At 61.9% G+C, this 12,291-nt stretch carries 18 protein-coding genes and 1 tRNA gene; 11 read left to right on the forward strand and 8 right to left on the reverse strand.

Translation table 11 applies throughout. The features are described from left to right. Positions 1-337: 337 nt before the first annotated feature. Together Q0S16_RS05140 and Q0S16_RS05145 are read right to left on the reverse strand one after the other, a co-directional pair. The gene (locus Q0S16_RS05140; protein WP_295845808.1) at positions 338-763 is read right to left on the reverse strand and encodes an H-NS family nucleoid-associated regulatory protein; all 426 of its coding nucleotides are present in this window, start codon (positions 761-763) and stop codon (positions 338-340) included. 111 nt (positions 764-874) lie between these two features. After that, complete coding sequence (locus tag Q0S16_RS05145) at positions 875-1,156, reverse strand: hypothetical protein (RefSeq protein ID WP_295845810.1); 282 nt, start codon at positions 1,154-1,156, stop codon at positions 875-877. 154 nt (positions 1,157-1,310) lie between these two features. Here Q0S16_RS05145 and Q0S16_RS05150 point away from each other — a divergent pair, with 154 nt between their 5' ends. Then, positions 1,311-1,793: a hypothetical protein gene (locus tag Q0S16_RS05150; protein ID WP_295845813.1), complete on the forward strand. Its 483-nt coding sequence runs from the start codon at positions 1,311-1,313 to the stop codon at positions 1,791-1,793. A 205-nt stretch (positions 1,794-1,998) separates the two neighbouring features. On the opposite strand, the gene Q0S16_RS05155 is transcribed toward Q0S16_RS05150, so the two are convergent. Together Q0S16_RS05155 and Q0S16_RS05160 are read right to left on the reverse strand one after the other, a co-directional pair. After that, positions 1,999-2,238, reverse strand: coding sequence for a DUF6719 family protein (locus Q0S16_RS05155; RefSeq protein ID WP_295845815.1), 240 nt, complete (start codon positions 2,236-2,238; stop codon positions 1,999-2,001). A 175-nt stretch (positions 2,239-2,413) separates the two neighbouring features. Next, complete coding sequence (locus tag Q0S16_RS05160; RefSeq protein WP_295845848.1) at positions 2,414-2,620, reverse strand: hypothetical protein; 207 nt, start codon at positions 2,618-2,620, stop codon at positions 2,414-2,416. 68 nt (positions 2,621-2,688) lie between these two features. Between Q0S16_RS05160 and Q0S16_RS05165 the strand changes: the two genes are divergently transcribed. Beyond that, entirely contained in the window at positions 2,689-3,078 is a 390-nt protein-coding gene (locus tag Q0S16_RS05165; RefSeq protein ID WP_295845816.1) for a hypothetical protein, read from the forward strand. A 106-nt stretch (positions 3,079-3,184) separates the two neighbouring features. Further along, positions 3,185-3,472, forward strand: a complete 288-nt coding sequence (locus Q0S16_RS05170) for a hypothetical protein (RefSeq protein WP_295845817.1) — start codon at positions 3,185-3,187, stop codon at positions 3,470-3,472. A 60-nt stretch (positions 3,473-3,532) separates the two neighbouring features. Here the strand turns inward: Q0S16_RS05170 and Q0S16_RS05175 are convergent, their stop codons facing one another. After that, positions 3,533-3,718 (reverse strand): hypothetical protein, encoded by a 186-nt coding sequence (locus tag Q0S16_RS05175; protein WP_295845821.1) that lies wholly within the window; start codon positions 3,716-3,718, stop codon positions 3,533-3,535. A gap of 227 nt (positions 3,719-3,945) precedes the next feature. Here Q0S16_RS05175 and Q0S16_RS05180 point away from each other — a divergent pair, with 227 nt between their 5' ends. The 3 genes from Q0S16_RS05180 to Q0S16_RS05190 all read left to right on the forward strand — a co-directional run bounded on the left by Q0S16_RS05180 (position 3,946) and on the right by Q0S16_RS05190 (position 6,047). Beyond that, on the forward strand, positions 3,946-4,311 hold the full coding sequence (locus Q0S16_RS05180; RefSeq protein ID WP_295845823.1) for a PRC-barrel domain-containing protein: 366 nt from the start codon (positions 3,946-3,948) through the stop codon (positions 4,309-4,311). A gap of 325 nt (positions 4,312-4,636) precedes the next feature. Next, the gene (locus tag Q0S16_RS05185) at positions 4,637-5,086 is read left to right on the forward strand and encodes a VOC family protein (protein ID WP_295845826.1); all 450 of its coding nucleotides are present in this window, start codon (positions 4,637-4,639) and stop codon (positions 5,084-5,086) included. A gap of 316 nt (positions 5,087-5,402) precedes the next feature. Next, positions 5,403-6,047, forward strand: a complete 645-nt coding sequence (locus Q0S16_RS05190) for a glutathione S-transferase family protein (RefSeq protein ID WP_295845829.1) — start codon at positions 5,403-5,405, stop codon at positions 6,045-6,047. Positions 6,048-6,050: 3 nt separating this feature from the next. On the opposite strand, the gene Q0S16_RS05195 is transcribed toward Q0S16_RS05190, so the two are convergent. Then, positions 6,051-6,203, reverse strand: a complete 153-nt coding sequence (locus Q0S16_RS05195; protein WP_295845831.1) for a hypothetical protein — start codon at positions 6,201-6,203, stop codon at positions 6,051-6,053. A 13-nt stretch (positions 6,204-6,216) separates the two neighbouring features. After that, positions 6,217-6,471, reverse strand: coding sequence for a PilZ domain-containing protein (locus Q0S16_RS05200; RefSeq protein WP_295845833.1), 255 nt, complete (start codon positions 6,469-6,471; stop codon positions 6,217-6,219). Positions 6,472-6,772: 301 nt separating this feature from the next. Between Q0S16_RS05200 and Q0S16_RS05205 the strand changes: the two genes are divergently transcribed. Further along, positions 6,773-6,847: transfer RNA gene (locus Q0S16_RS05205), tRNA-Glu, on the forward strand. A gap of 260 nt (positions 6,848-7,107) precedes the next feature. Here the strand turns inward: Q0S16_RS05205 and Q0S16_RS05210 are convergent. After that, a complete protein-coding gene (locus tag Q0S16_RS05210; RefSeq protein WP_295845835.1) occupies positions 7,108-8,457 on the reverse strand; it encodes a DASH family cryptochrome in 1,350 nt (449 codons plus the stop codon). A 126-nt stretch (positions 8,458-8,583) separates the two neighbouring features. Here Q0S16_RS05210 and Q0S16_RS05215 point away from each other — a divergent pair, with 126 nt between their 5' ends. From Q0S16_RS05215 to Q0S16_RS05230, 4 genes are all read left to right on the forward strand, one after another. Beyond that, positions 8,584-9,414, forward strand: a complete 831-nt coding sequence (locus Q0S16_RS05215) for a bacteriorhodopsin-like (RefSeq protein ID WP_295845838.1) — start codon at positions 8,584-8,586, stop codon at positions 9,412-9,414. Between the two features lie 36 nt (positions 9,415-9,450). Beyond that, positions 9,451-10,401 carry a polyprenyl synthetase family protein gene (locus tag Q0S16_RS05220; RefSeq protein WP_295845841.1) on the forward strand — a complete coding sequence of 317 codons (951 nt, stop codon included), beginning with the start codon at positions 9,451-9,453 and terminating at the stop codon, positions 10,399-10,401. Then, positions 10,398-11,894, forward strand: a complete 1,497-nt coding sequence (crtI, locus tag Q0S16_RS05225; protein WP_295845843.1) for a phytoene desaturase family protein — start codon at positions 10,398-10,400, stop codon at positions 11,892-11,894. Before Q0S16_RS05220 ends, crtI begins: the two co-directional genes overlap by 4 nt. Continuing rightward, a partial coding sequence (locus Q0S16_RS05230) for a squalene/phytoene synthase family protein (protein WP_295845845.1) occupies positions 11,891-12,291 on the forward strand: 401 nt, incomplete at its 3' end. The genes crtI and Q0S16_RS05230, both read left to right, overlap by 4 nt.

Consider the following 12,291-nt stretch of genomic DNA (forward strand, 5'->3'; position numbering starts at 1 on the left):
CGAACCTTCTAACCGTTTGGACTCAAATCCGTCCGACCCCATGACCCCGGACCCCACAATAAAATGCGAACTGTCTGAACAGCGACAGCCACCTCGCGAGTCCATCGATGACAATTCATGATGACACTCCGCGAATCTCGCAAGGTTAAGATAACACCCTCGCCTGCTCCGCAAAGACAAAAAACGAACACAGTGCAAGCTTTGAACAGCCTTGCATTTGAACGAATCACTTGTTCACCGGATTGCTACGAGATGGCGACGGCCCGCGTGAAGTCGCCGCGGATCGGGCAATCGGCGTCTACTTCCACATTCGCTGATCATGATGATGATCGGCAGTTTACGCCGGCGCACCGCTGCCGGACCGTGGCCAACGTCCCGTCGGCGCGCGGTTAGCGCGAGCGTCCTCCGCTGGCGCCGAGATCAGAAAATCCTCGCGCTTCTTGCCCGCGGCGATTTCCCGGGCCAGCCAGCCGGCAACCCCGCCGCGACCTGTCCAGGTCTCACCGGTGCCCGGATGGCGATATTTCGGCGGCACTTTTACACCCTTGGCGGCACCGATGCCCTGGCGCTCATCGCCGCCGATTTGTGCCAGCTGCGCCTGCAATTCGGCGCGGCGCGCCTGCAACTGCTTGTCGATCTCGTCGCGCAAGGCGAGCAGTTGGGCCACCGAAAGCGACTTGATATTGGGGGTTGGCATAATGAGCTCCGCTAAAAACGACGTTGCCGCGCCCCGGAGGAGGTTCTCGAAAATGCTCTGGAGCACGTCTCACAATAATTGAGCACGCTACGGTGCTAATACACCGCGACGGGATTCAGCGAGCGAAAAAAATAACGATCGCCGGCCCTGACGCAAAGATCAACGGCTGACGCGCGGTCAGGCCGCGCGGGATTTCGGTTCCGGAGCCGCGGGTTCCTTGGACAATTCTTCCTTGGAGGATGGCTCCCTGGCTTCCTCTTTCGGTTCTTCCTTCTTCGGTTTGGCGACCGGCGTCGCCTGCGACTTCTTCACCGACTTGCCGTAATGCGACAGCTTCTCGAGCTCGGCTTCGAGCTCCGCCTGCCGCGCGGCGACCTTGTCAGCTAGCTTGTCGGTAGCCCGATCACGCAACGCGGCCAGTTCCTCAATATTCAGCGAATCGAGATCAATCTTGATCATATGGTTCTCCGGTTGGTTTCGGGCTAACCGGATCGCCGCTGCGCCGCAAGCTGTCCGTCGTCTTATCCACCATGGGACCGGCAAATTCTGCTTAATTCAATTGACGGATTCATACGACATCGGTGAGATGACCCCGGGATCGGGGTTACGTTACATGACATCGTGGATCAAACAGCGCGACGAGCTGCTGGCGCAGACTCTGGCCTTCGTGCGCCAGGTCGAGGCGGAAGCGCCGGCGAAGACCGCCCGTTCGGCGACCGGGCTGCCCGCCACGCCTCAGCCTCCCCGGCTTCCGGCGACGGCGAAACCTCCGGCGACCACGGCGGCTTCCGCCACCGCGGTGGCCCCCGTCACCTCACCGGCCGTGGCGAAACCCGTGGATGCTCCCCGCCCGCGGGCCGCTCCCGCCGACCCGGCGCCACCCGCCGCAGCGGTCCAGACCGTCGTCGCCGATCATCCAGCCAAAGCGCGGATCGCGCCGCCTGTCCTGTCGGAACGCGATGATATCCAGCGTCGGGTCGCGGCGTTCCGGGCGCGACAGCAGGAGATGACACAGGAGAGGGAAGACTATTACGAGTCGGTCCAGGCAAAAATCCGTAACGTCCTCGGGAACGGTTCAGGCTCCGACCAGTTGTAACAATGGAGCAACTACCCCGATGCTTCATCTCCAGAAAGCCCCGTCCTCCCCCGGCGGGGCTTTCGCCTGTGGTCGCTGGACGGGGTAAGTTGCCGCGACTGCCGCATTAGGTCGATCGCCCAGCCGAAGGTCATGGCGCCGCGGCAGGCCGCCGACGCCGCGGCGAGCGTTGACGGCCGGTCTCCTGGGCCGAAGAGAATGTGAATTACAGCAGGCTTCCCAAAGACGCCTGCACCTCGCCGAGCGGGATACAGACCTTCTTGCGCCGCAGGCCGCGGATCGCACCGGTGACCTTCATCACCTTGCCGATGCCGCAGGACCCATCCTGCACCACCACGATCTCATAAGGCGCCAGCAACAACGGCTCCGAAGCCCGGATCACCTGCGCCGTCGATGGCGTCGCCGCCGCGCACAGCCCAACTATCCCCAACACAATGATACGCATGGCCAAGTCCCCATAACCCCACTAGCCGTCAAACACCGTTCCGTGGGTCAGGTTTCGCGTCCCAGTATATACGACCCCATTCAGACGGAACCGCTGCGGCCGATGATGGCAAAGACGGCCGCCGCTGCCAATGGAATTGTGCGCGACCGTTCATGCAACGGAAACCAGCGCCCGATCAGAGCGAGGCCTGCTTGTGGCCGCATTCCTTGCAGACATAGGACACCCGCGCGACCCCTTTGGGAGCCAGCACCTTGTTCGGCGCGCCGCATTTTCCACAGGTTGTCATAATGCGTGTATCGCCCTGCTTCACGACCAGCGCCTTGCGCTCCATCGTTTCGCGGATCAGCCGCTCGGCCTCTTCGCGCATTGCCTTTTTGTCCACCATGCCGTTCCCCTGATCATAGCCGGGCCCGTGGCCGGTCTGCGGACTCTATAGCCGGTTGCTGAAGCTTGCCAAACCGCGCGGATGAAATTCACGAAATCGGAATTGTCCGTCCTCGCTACCGCCCCGATTCGCGCGTCTCTATCCGAATGGCGCATCGGTCTCGGCACTGGACAAAACCCGCCAAAATCATCAGAACAAAAGAAGAACATATTTCTGCTGACATCATGCCTTCATTCATCGCGCAGATGAATGCGGGCGCTTGGCCAGACGACATCAGGGGGACCAACATGGATCTGCAGGCGCGCATCGAACTATGGAAAAGCATCGACCCGGACCCGGCCTTCTGCCGCAAGGCGGAACGGGACATGCTGATGCTGAGTTCGAGCGATGAGAACTGGGTTTCGGAGCGCATGCGCGATTTCGAGCGCGCGCTCGACCAAAAGATAACCGAATAGGCCGGAACCATCAGCCGGCAGCACGGTTCTTCTCCGATCGCCCATTAGGCGAAACAAGCTCCGCTTCACGATGCGTGATGCGGAGCTTTTTACTGGAGGCCATTTCATGAACGCCTGGAGCAAATATTTGCGCGAACAAGCCGTCCTCGCCGATCGGGTATCCCGAACCATGACCAGCCGGGAGTCGCAGAAGGAGTTCGAGGACATCGCGGCGAGTTATCGCCGTGACGCGGATCTCGAAGATGCTGCCAAGGCGCTGGATAGCAGCCGCGCCTTTACCGGATCGACCAATCCCGGCTATCGGGCGATGCGAGGCGTCCAGCCGAACGGTCATCACGCGGCCTTGACAATCAATGCAAGGTCAACGGGTGCGGCCGCGACTGGGTTGGGATGACAAATCGGCGCGGAGAGATCGCCGCATCATCAGCATCATGGCTCGATGAGGGTAACCCGACTAGCGCGCCGGTGCCGGCGTTCCCGCCGTCCTCACCAGCCGGTCGGCCTTCCGCATCGCGTAATGATTTTCAGGCTGTTCCCGGGCGAAGAAGCTGATCAGCACGAACGCGGTGCAGAACAGAAAGCCCACGCCCATGATGCGACGGTGGGTATGCTTATCGGCATGATGCAATGAGCTGGACATGATGACCCTCGGCGAAACCAATCATGCATGTTCCGCGAGTGCCGACAATCGAACTCACCATTTAACCTAACTTTTGAAGGTTACTACGGCCCGGCAATTTGAACGATCCTGTTCGCATCCATTAACGACCAAGAACCGCGCGCACCGGCGATAAGGATTTCGACGTCGTCGCCCAGGAACGTTTGCCAGCCTCGTCGGTTTTTCCCGGACAGCCCAAGGAGGGCCGCATGGTCATCGAAGCAAGCGAACAGGGTAATCTGATCGGCAGCGACAAGGTGGAGGGCACTGCGGTATACGGCGCCGATGACGCCAAGATCGGCTCCATCGAACGGGTGATGATCGACAAGGTGAGCGGCAGAGTATCGTATGCCGTACTTAGTTTCGGCGGTTTCCTCGGCATCGGCGACGAGCATTACCCGCTGCCGTGGCCGTCGCTGAAATACGACACCAACCTCGGCGGTTACCGCACGGGCGTCACCCAGGAACAACTGCAGGGCGCCCCCAAATATGGCAACGACAATGCCTGGAACTGGGCCGACGCATCGCGCGCCCGCGCCGTGAACGACTATTACGGTGTTCCAGCGGGATTCTGAACGCGACGGCGGGCCAGGTGGCAAGTCGCAAGCTTGCCGCTCACCGCCGTCTTGCGTTGAACCTTTAGACCGACCCTGTTGACCTACCCTCACTGTGGATTTCAGGGCCCAGTTGATACGGCGGCGTCGCGAGCGATCATATTGCGCTCACCGGCGCCGTTCGTCGTTTGCGCGCCAGGATCTCGACAGCCGCTTCAGGCTTCAATTTAACGGCATGAAGCATGGGGGACGGCTTGGACGCCTGCCTTTTTACGCATTTTGCTGATAAAGAGAGTGTCCGTAAGCCAATATGGCCACGACGTAGCACTGCCCTCAGGGAGCCCCCATGCGATACCTTCACACCATGCTTCGTGTCCGCAATCTGGACGCGGCCCTGAAATTCTACGCCGACGCGCTCGGCCTCAAGGAGGTCCGCCGGATCGACAACGACAAGGCCAAATTCACTCTGGTGTTTCTCTGTGCCGCCGAGGACGAGGGCCTGCTCGCCGAAGTGACGGGACGCGGTGCCCCGCTGGTCGAGCTGACCTACAACTGGGATGAAGAAACATATGGCGAGGATCGTTATTTCGGTCATCTCGCTTACGAGGTCGACGATATCTATGCGACTTGCGATCGGCTCATGAAGCTCGGCATCACCATCAACCGCCCGCCCCGCGACGGCCAGATGGCGTTCATCCGTTCGCCGGACTTGCACTCGATCGAACTGCTGCAGAAGGGCGATGCGCTGCCCCCGCAAGAGCCGTGGACGTCGATGCCCAACACGGGACATTGGTGATAGCAAACCTGTTGCTTCGTTCGCCGCGCGGCGGAACCCGATGCGAGGTTTCGCGTTCATGATGCGAGGTTATTTTCATGGAGGCGACGACGATGGGACGCGGACTTTTACTCTGGCTGCTGGGTGTGCCGATTCCGGTGATCATTTTGCTGTGGCTGTTCTTCGGCCGCTGACCTCAGTGCCAGGGCTTTCCCAGATCAGGCTCCGCTCGCGCGGGGCCTGATTTTTTTTGGGACCGCGTTATGCGCCACCGCGGCTTGCCACCGTTCGCGGATGCTGGCTAAAGCTGCGCGAACGACGTCGTCGGGGGACCACCATGCCAATCGAACCATCCACCTTGCAGATCTGGGGCCGCGCCAATTCGGTCAATGTACAAAAAGTGCTGTGGTGCTGTCGCGAGCTCGGGGTCGTCTATCAGCGCATCGACGCCGGGATGGCATTCGGGCGCACAGGTGACGCCGACTATCTGGCGATGAACCCGAACGGACGCATTCCCACGCTGGTCGAGGGCGACTTTGTGCTCTGGGAATCCAATGCCATCATGCGCTATCTGACGCGGGTTTATGGCCGGCATTCCGGTCTATATCCCACCGATTCCAGAATTTGCGCCGGCATGGAGCGCTGGCTGGACTGGACGCTGTCCACGCTGCAGCCGGTCGAGCGTCCGCTGTTCTGGGGACTGGTACGAACCCCGCTGGCGGAGCGCGATATGGCGGCGATGCAGCAGGCCGCCGACCTCGCCGCCGTGCAATGGCACATTGTCGATCGCCAGCTGGCGCAACGCGACTTCATGGAAGGCGATCAGCTCAGTCTCGCCGATATCGCGATCGGCACTTACGCGCGACGCTGGCTCGGCGTCGAGGGCGTCGCCCGCCCGGCGCTGCCGAACCTGCGGCGCTGGTTCGATCGGATTTCCACCCGCCCCGGCTTTCAGGAATTCGTCGCGCCCGCGATGTCGTGAGCGTCAGCGCAACGCCCGCTCGACCAGCAAGACGAGGGCGATCAATCCCAGCGCGATCGCACCGACCAACAGTCGCGTGGTCCAGCCCATGCCGCGGCCGATCCACCACAGCAGCGCGCAGCCCATCAACACCGGAATGATAATTTCAGGTTGCAAAAGGTCCTCGAATCTAGCGAACGAAGCGCACGCCGATGGTCGTGCCGCGGCGCCAGACCACCTCGCAATTGCGGCCGGTGCGGGCGTCCCGCGTCAGTGCCAGCTTGATCTTGGCCGGCAACGCGGCGGGATCGTCGATCACGACTTTCGCGCCGGTGGCCGACAGATCGAGCACATTGCACTGCCGGGCCGCGAACCCGCCTTCCAGCGAGATCCAGCCGGGCTGCTGCACCGAGCGTCGCACTTCGCGTTTTTTCGTCACCGCCATCGAATCACTCCAAGGCATCATGTTAGCCGTCCATGCTTTAGGAAGCGTTGCGACGCGGCAGAAATCCCGGGGAATTGGGTCGCGGCGACGCTTTCCACGGCCTTGCGCGGGATGTTCCAGCAGATGACTTGCTCCATCGCACAAACGTCACTATACGTTCGGCCGCTGCCGCCCAACCACTTACCCGGTGCCGCGCAGTTCGCGACGGAGGAGCCCTAAAGCTCTGAAGTTGCGGGGCTATCCAGGATACTGGCTCAATGGCGGTTCCGACGACTCGCGAGAGTTGCACGAGCCCCGTTAAGCTCCCTTCGTCTATCGGTTAGGACGCCACCCTTTCACGGTGGAGAGAGCGGTTCGATTCCGCTAGGGAGCACCACCTTCCGCCCAAGGTGCTGATCAACTTCAGTTAATTCCTGGACCCGACCGTTATCCCCGCACGGGGTTGGCGCTATCGCGGCCGCCGCGTGCCGGATCCTCCACATTCGCAGAAATCTGGCTCGAGCGTCACGCAGTCGCGCGCGCCAGCCTGGCATTCACCGGTCGTCGCGGCGCCGGCGCCAGAGAGTCGGGCATCTGATCGCGAATCGCTGGGCTCGCCACCAACAAACTCCAACTTGCTGAGCGAAGGTCGCGGGATCAGGAGAGATCCGCCGCGCCCGCGTCGCTCCAAAGAGCCTGGTAGACGCCGTCCGGATCATGATCGGCCGCCTGCTTGTCCGGATTGAACCGCCGTCCCTGCCGCGGATCGGCGCCCCGTCCGGCGATGTACAGCCAGTTGCCCTGATTGCTGCAGACGTCGTAGTCGATCAGCCGCGACTCGAACCACGCGGCACCGGCCCTCCAATCGCAGGCGAGATCATGCACCAGATAGCTCGCCACGATCTGGCGCATCCGGTTGGATAGAAAGCCGGTCGCCAGCAATTCGCGCATGCCGGCATCGACGAAGGGATTGCCGGTGTCGCCCGCGCACCACCGCGAGAAGGCGTCCGCATGGTGGGACGGCGGTGGCTGGCGACCTAGTCCGCGGGACCGGAACAGTTGCGCCCCATGCTTCAAGCTCCAGAACCGGAAGAAGTCCCGCCACATCAGTTCGAACCAGATCCAGTAGGTGCTGTCATTAGCTCCGAACCGGGCTTCGTGCACCTTCAGATATTGACAGGCGGTGCGCGGCGACAGCGCGCCGACCGCCAGCCAGGGCGACAGCTTGGTCGAATAGCCGGCGCCTATCAACCCGTTACGCGTGGCCTTGTAGGAGCGCGGTGCGGTCGATCCGAAATAGCGTTCGAGATGAGCCAGGGCCACGACCTCTGATCCATGAAACGCGGGATCCTGAAACGGAAACGACGACGCGCCGGAGGCGGGCGCGAAACTGGCGGCCTGCCAGGCAGAGCATGGCGCACCGACGGCGGCGAGCGGCAACCGCGACGGCGCGACCGCCGGCAGAGCCGGCGCCAGGTCGGCGCGCTCCACCGCCTGACGGAAGACCGTGAAGATCTCCGGCAGTTGCTCGACCGCGAAGGGCAAGTCCGCCGGCTCCAGCAGGCTGGATTGCCACCGTTCACGAACCCGCAGACCGGCGCCTCGCAGCGCGGTGACCTCGGCTATCTCCTCAGGCGCGGCGATCGTCTCACAGAACACGCGATCCGCGCCGACGGCGCGGGCCAGCTCCGGGATCGCCTGCGACGCCGGGCCCTCGACGATCTGCAATTCGCCGCCGCGCCGGGCAATCTCGGCGACGAGACCTTGCAGAGCCTGATCCCGGAACGCCACACGATGCGGGCCATGGCGCGGAAATCCCCATGACGTCAACTGCGCATCTTGCGACGAGATCACATAGACCAGCAGGAGTCGGTCGGACGCCGCGCACGCCTCCAGCAGCGCCGGATTGTCGCCCAGCCGCAGATCGCTCCGGAACCAATAGATCGCGTTCGACATGGCTGGCTGACACTCCGCCGGTCCGGTGAGTTGTTTGTCCGCGCCGACCATGACTGATATCTCGCCGCCCGACCATCGATAGGTGCCTCGAACCCATCCGGGGCGCACGTAATATCTTTTCTGTCTTCGTGATCCAAATCTCGCGTGTGTGCGTATTGAGGCAGGAGAGCGTTCATTTTGCGCTACTCGGATTTCAAAATTAATCACGTCGAAGCGGGAGATCGTCCATTGGCCTCAATTCAGATCTGGCAATACGAGCTGGTATATAACGCGTTTTCCTTCACCATCGCGGTGATGGGCTCGGCGACATTGTTCGCCTTCTTCGGGCGATCGCAGGTCGCGCCAGCCTATCGAACGGCTATGACGCTTACCGGACTGGTGACGTTCATCGCCCTCTATCACTACGTCCGCATCTTTAATTCATGGGATGCCTCCTACACCGTGATGTCCGGCCAGATCAAGGAAACCGGCGTCAAATTCAACGATGCCTACCGTTATGTCGACTGGTTGCTGACCGTCCCGCTGCTGCTGATCGAACTGATCCTCGTGATGCGGCTGTCCCCCAGCGAAACAACAGCGAAGGCAACCAAGCTTGGATTGCTTGCCGCGCTGATGGTGGTGTTGGGTTATCCGGGAGAGATATCCGACGTGAGCAGCACGCGCTGGATCTGGTGGGGACTGGCGATGTTGCCATTCCTGGTCATCGTCTTTGACCTGTTCATCGGTCTGAGCGACGCCATTGCCAAGCAGCCGGCATCGGCGCGCGGTCTCATTCGCGTCGCGCGCAACGTCACCGTGCTATCCTGGTGCTTCTACCCGATCGTCTTTATCTTCCCGATGATCGGATTTACCGGGAGCGGAGCGGTGACCGCCGTGCAGGTCGGTTACACGGTGGCGGATATTGTCGCCAAGGCCGCGTTCGGCGTTCTGATTTTCCTGATCGCACGGCGCAAGTCCGAAGCCGAGGGCTTTATCGACAGCCCAGGCAAGCTCGCCACCGCGAAGTAATCAAACGCTTACTGGACATGATTCCGGCGCCGCAGCTTGCCGCGCCGGAATGCAGTTTTTTGGGATATTGCCATGTACCCCTCCTCCACAGCTACGTTTCGGGTCCACGATGACGGCGGCGATCAGACCAGCGGGTTTGATTCCGGGCTGTTGAAATTGCTACAGCCCGATACCGACGCCATGACAAGCAGGACCGAGCCGGCCCACGCCGCGCATTATCATCTCGCCGCCGGCGGTCAGCGGATCCGGTATCGCTTCGCCCATGACGCCGCGCAGGCGCTCGGAATGAGATCCGGCGACGCCGTTTGCATCGCCACCGTGGCGGAGCTTCTTCACAATGCCTCGCTGGTGCATGATGATTTGCAGGATCGGGATCGAGTTCGCCGTGGACAGCCCAGCGTATGGGTTGCCTTCGGCGAGGATGTTGCGATCTGTTCGGGAGACCTTCTGCTGTCCGCCGCTTACGCGGCGCTCGCCACCTTCAGCAGACCCGTACTCCTGCCGAAACTGATCGCCCTGATCCACGCGCGCACCGCCCGCGCGATTTCCGGACAGTGCGACGATCTGTGGGCTCGCGAACAGGTCGCTGTTGAACTCGGCGACTATGAAAGGATCGCCGCCGCCAAATCCGGCGCCCTGTTGGGATTGCCGCTCGAATTGGCGCTTGCGGCATCCGGTCACGACGCATCCTGCGTCGACGCACGGCGCGCGGCAGACGCGTTTGCGCTCGGCTATCAGATCGCCGACGACATCACCGACTTTGACAGGGATGCCGTGACGGAAATCGCAGGCGTTGACGCAAGGCCCGCGTCATTCAACATCATCACGATATTGAGGGCCGCCGGGCATGACGCCGATGCCGAGCAGCTGGCGCGCAACCTTGCTCTCAAACATCTGCGCATCGCCGTCGACGCGGCGGCGGACCTGCCGGGGCGGTCGGGGGACCTGCTGCGCCAATCCGCCTTGTCGCTGGCGGCACGGCTATGACCCGTCGGGAATTGCCGAACCGCGCCATCGTCATCGGCGCCGGATTTGGCGGGATGGCGTCGGCGCTGCGTCTGCGGTCCAAAGGCTATGACGTCACGCTGATCGATCGATGCGTCGCGCTTGGCGGCCGCGCCCAGGTTTTCGAACGTGGCGGGTTTCGCCATGACGCGGGTCCGACGGTTATTACCGCGCCATTTCTGTTCGAGGAATTGTTCGATCTGTTCGGCGAACGGATGGCCGATCACATCAATCTGGTGCCGCTTACCCCCTGGTACCGCTTCTGCTTTCTCGATGGCGAGACCTTCGATTATGGCGGCACGCTCGAACAGACCCTGGCCGAGATCACGCGGATCGAGCCCCGTGATGGCGAGGGCTATCTCCGCCTGCTGGCGCATTCCCGGCGGATTTTCGATATCGGCTTCACCGAACTTTCCGCGCAGCCATTCGACCGCTTCATGACCATGGTTCGCCAGATTCCTCGTCTGCTCGGGCTCGGCAGCTATCGGACGGTGTGGGGCCTGGTGTCGCGCTATATTTCAAACCCGAAGCTGCGGCAGGCGTTTTCAATTCAACCGCTGCTGCTCGGCGGCAATCCGTTCGACACCACCAGCATTTACGGTCTGATCCACTTTCTCGAACGGGCTCATGGTGTTCACTTCGCCATCGGCGGAACGGGAGCGATCACAACGGCGCTGGGCGACCTGATGCGGCGACACCTCGTCAAGGTCATGCTGGACACCACGGTCGCCGCCATCGATGTCAGGGATGGCGTTGCCAGAAGTGTTACCCTTGCGGATGGACGAACTATCGACGCCGATGTGATCGTCTCCGATTGCGATCCCGCCCACCTCTATGGCGCGATGATCCCGAAAGCCGAACAGGCCCGATCGGCGAGGCTGAAACTGGCGGCCGCGCATTTCTCGATGGGATTGTTTGTACTGTATTTTGGCACCACGCGGACTTATCCAGAGGTCGCGCATCATACGATCTGGTTCGGTGAGCGATATCGCGAACTGCTGAAGGATATTTTCGACCGCAAAATATTGTCCGACGACTTTTCGCTGTATCTGCATCGGCCGACCGCGACGGATGCCAGCTTTGCTCCACCCGGCTGCGACAGTTTTTATGTTCTCTGCCCGGTCCCCAATCTTCAGGGTCAGATCGACTGGAGCCAGGAAGGCCCTCGGCTGCGGGATCGGATCGTCAAGGCGCTTGGCAGCAGCATCCTGCCCGAGCTGGAAGCGACGATTACGGCCGATTTTTTCATGACACCGGAGGATTTCGAGCGCGATTACCTCAGCACCCACGGTGCCGGCTTCTCGGTCGCTCCCCTGTTCCGGCAGTCGGCGTGGTTCCGTTTTCATAACCGCGCCGAGGGAATCCAGAACCTGTTTCTCGTGGGCGCCGGCACGCATCCGGGAGCCGGTGTGCCCGGGGTGTTATGCTCGGCCAAGGTGGTGGATACGCTGATCCCATCGATGGTGACGCCATGACGATGCGGCGGCCTGACAGCCAGAACGAAGTCCGCGTCTCGGCCGATGATATGCTGGCCACCAAGGGCCGCAGTTTCCACTGGGCGCGGCATTTGCTCAGTGCGGTGCACGCGTCAAGGGCGACCCGGCTATACGGCTTTTGCCGCCTGGTCGATGACCTCGCCGACAACGCGGTGTCGGTGGAAGCCGCCAGACTCGCGCTCGCCGAGGCCACGCTTGCGATCACGGCCGGTGCTTCCCACGATCCCACGATCCGCGACATGCTCGACCTGATGGACGAATGCCGGATCGATCCCGCTATCGTGCTGCAACTGATCGAGGGAGTGGCCTCGGATCTCGAAACGGTCCGCTTCAACGACATGGATAGCCTGCTGCGCTACTGCTACCGCGTCGCCGG

The organism is Tardiphaga sp. (assembly GCF_025356345.1).
Lineage (GTDB): Bacteria > Pseudomonadota > Alphaproteobacteria > Rhizobiales > Xanthobacteraceae > Tardiphaga.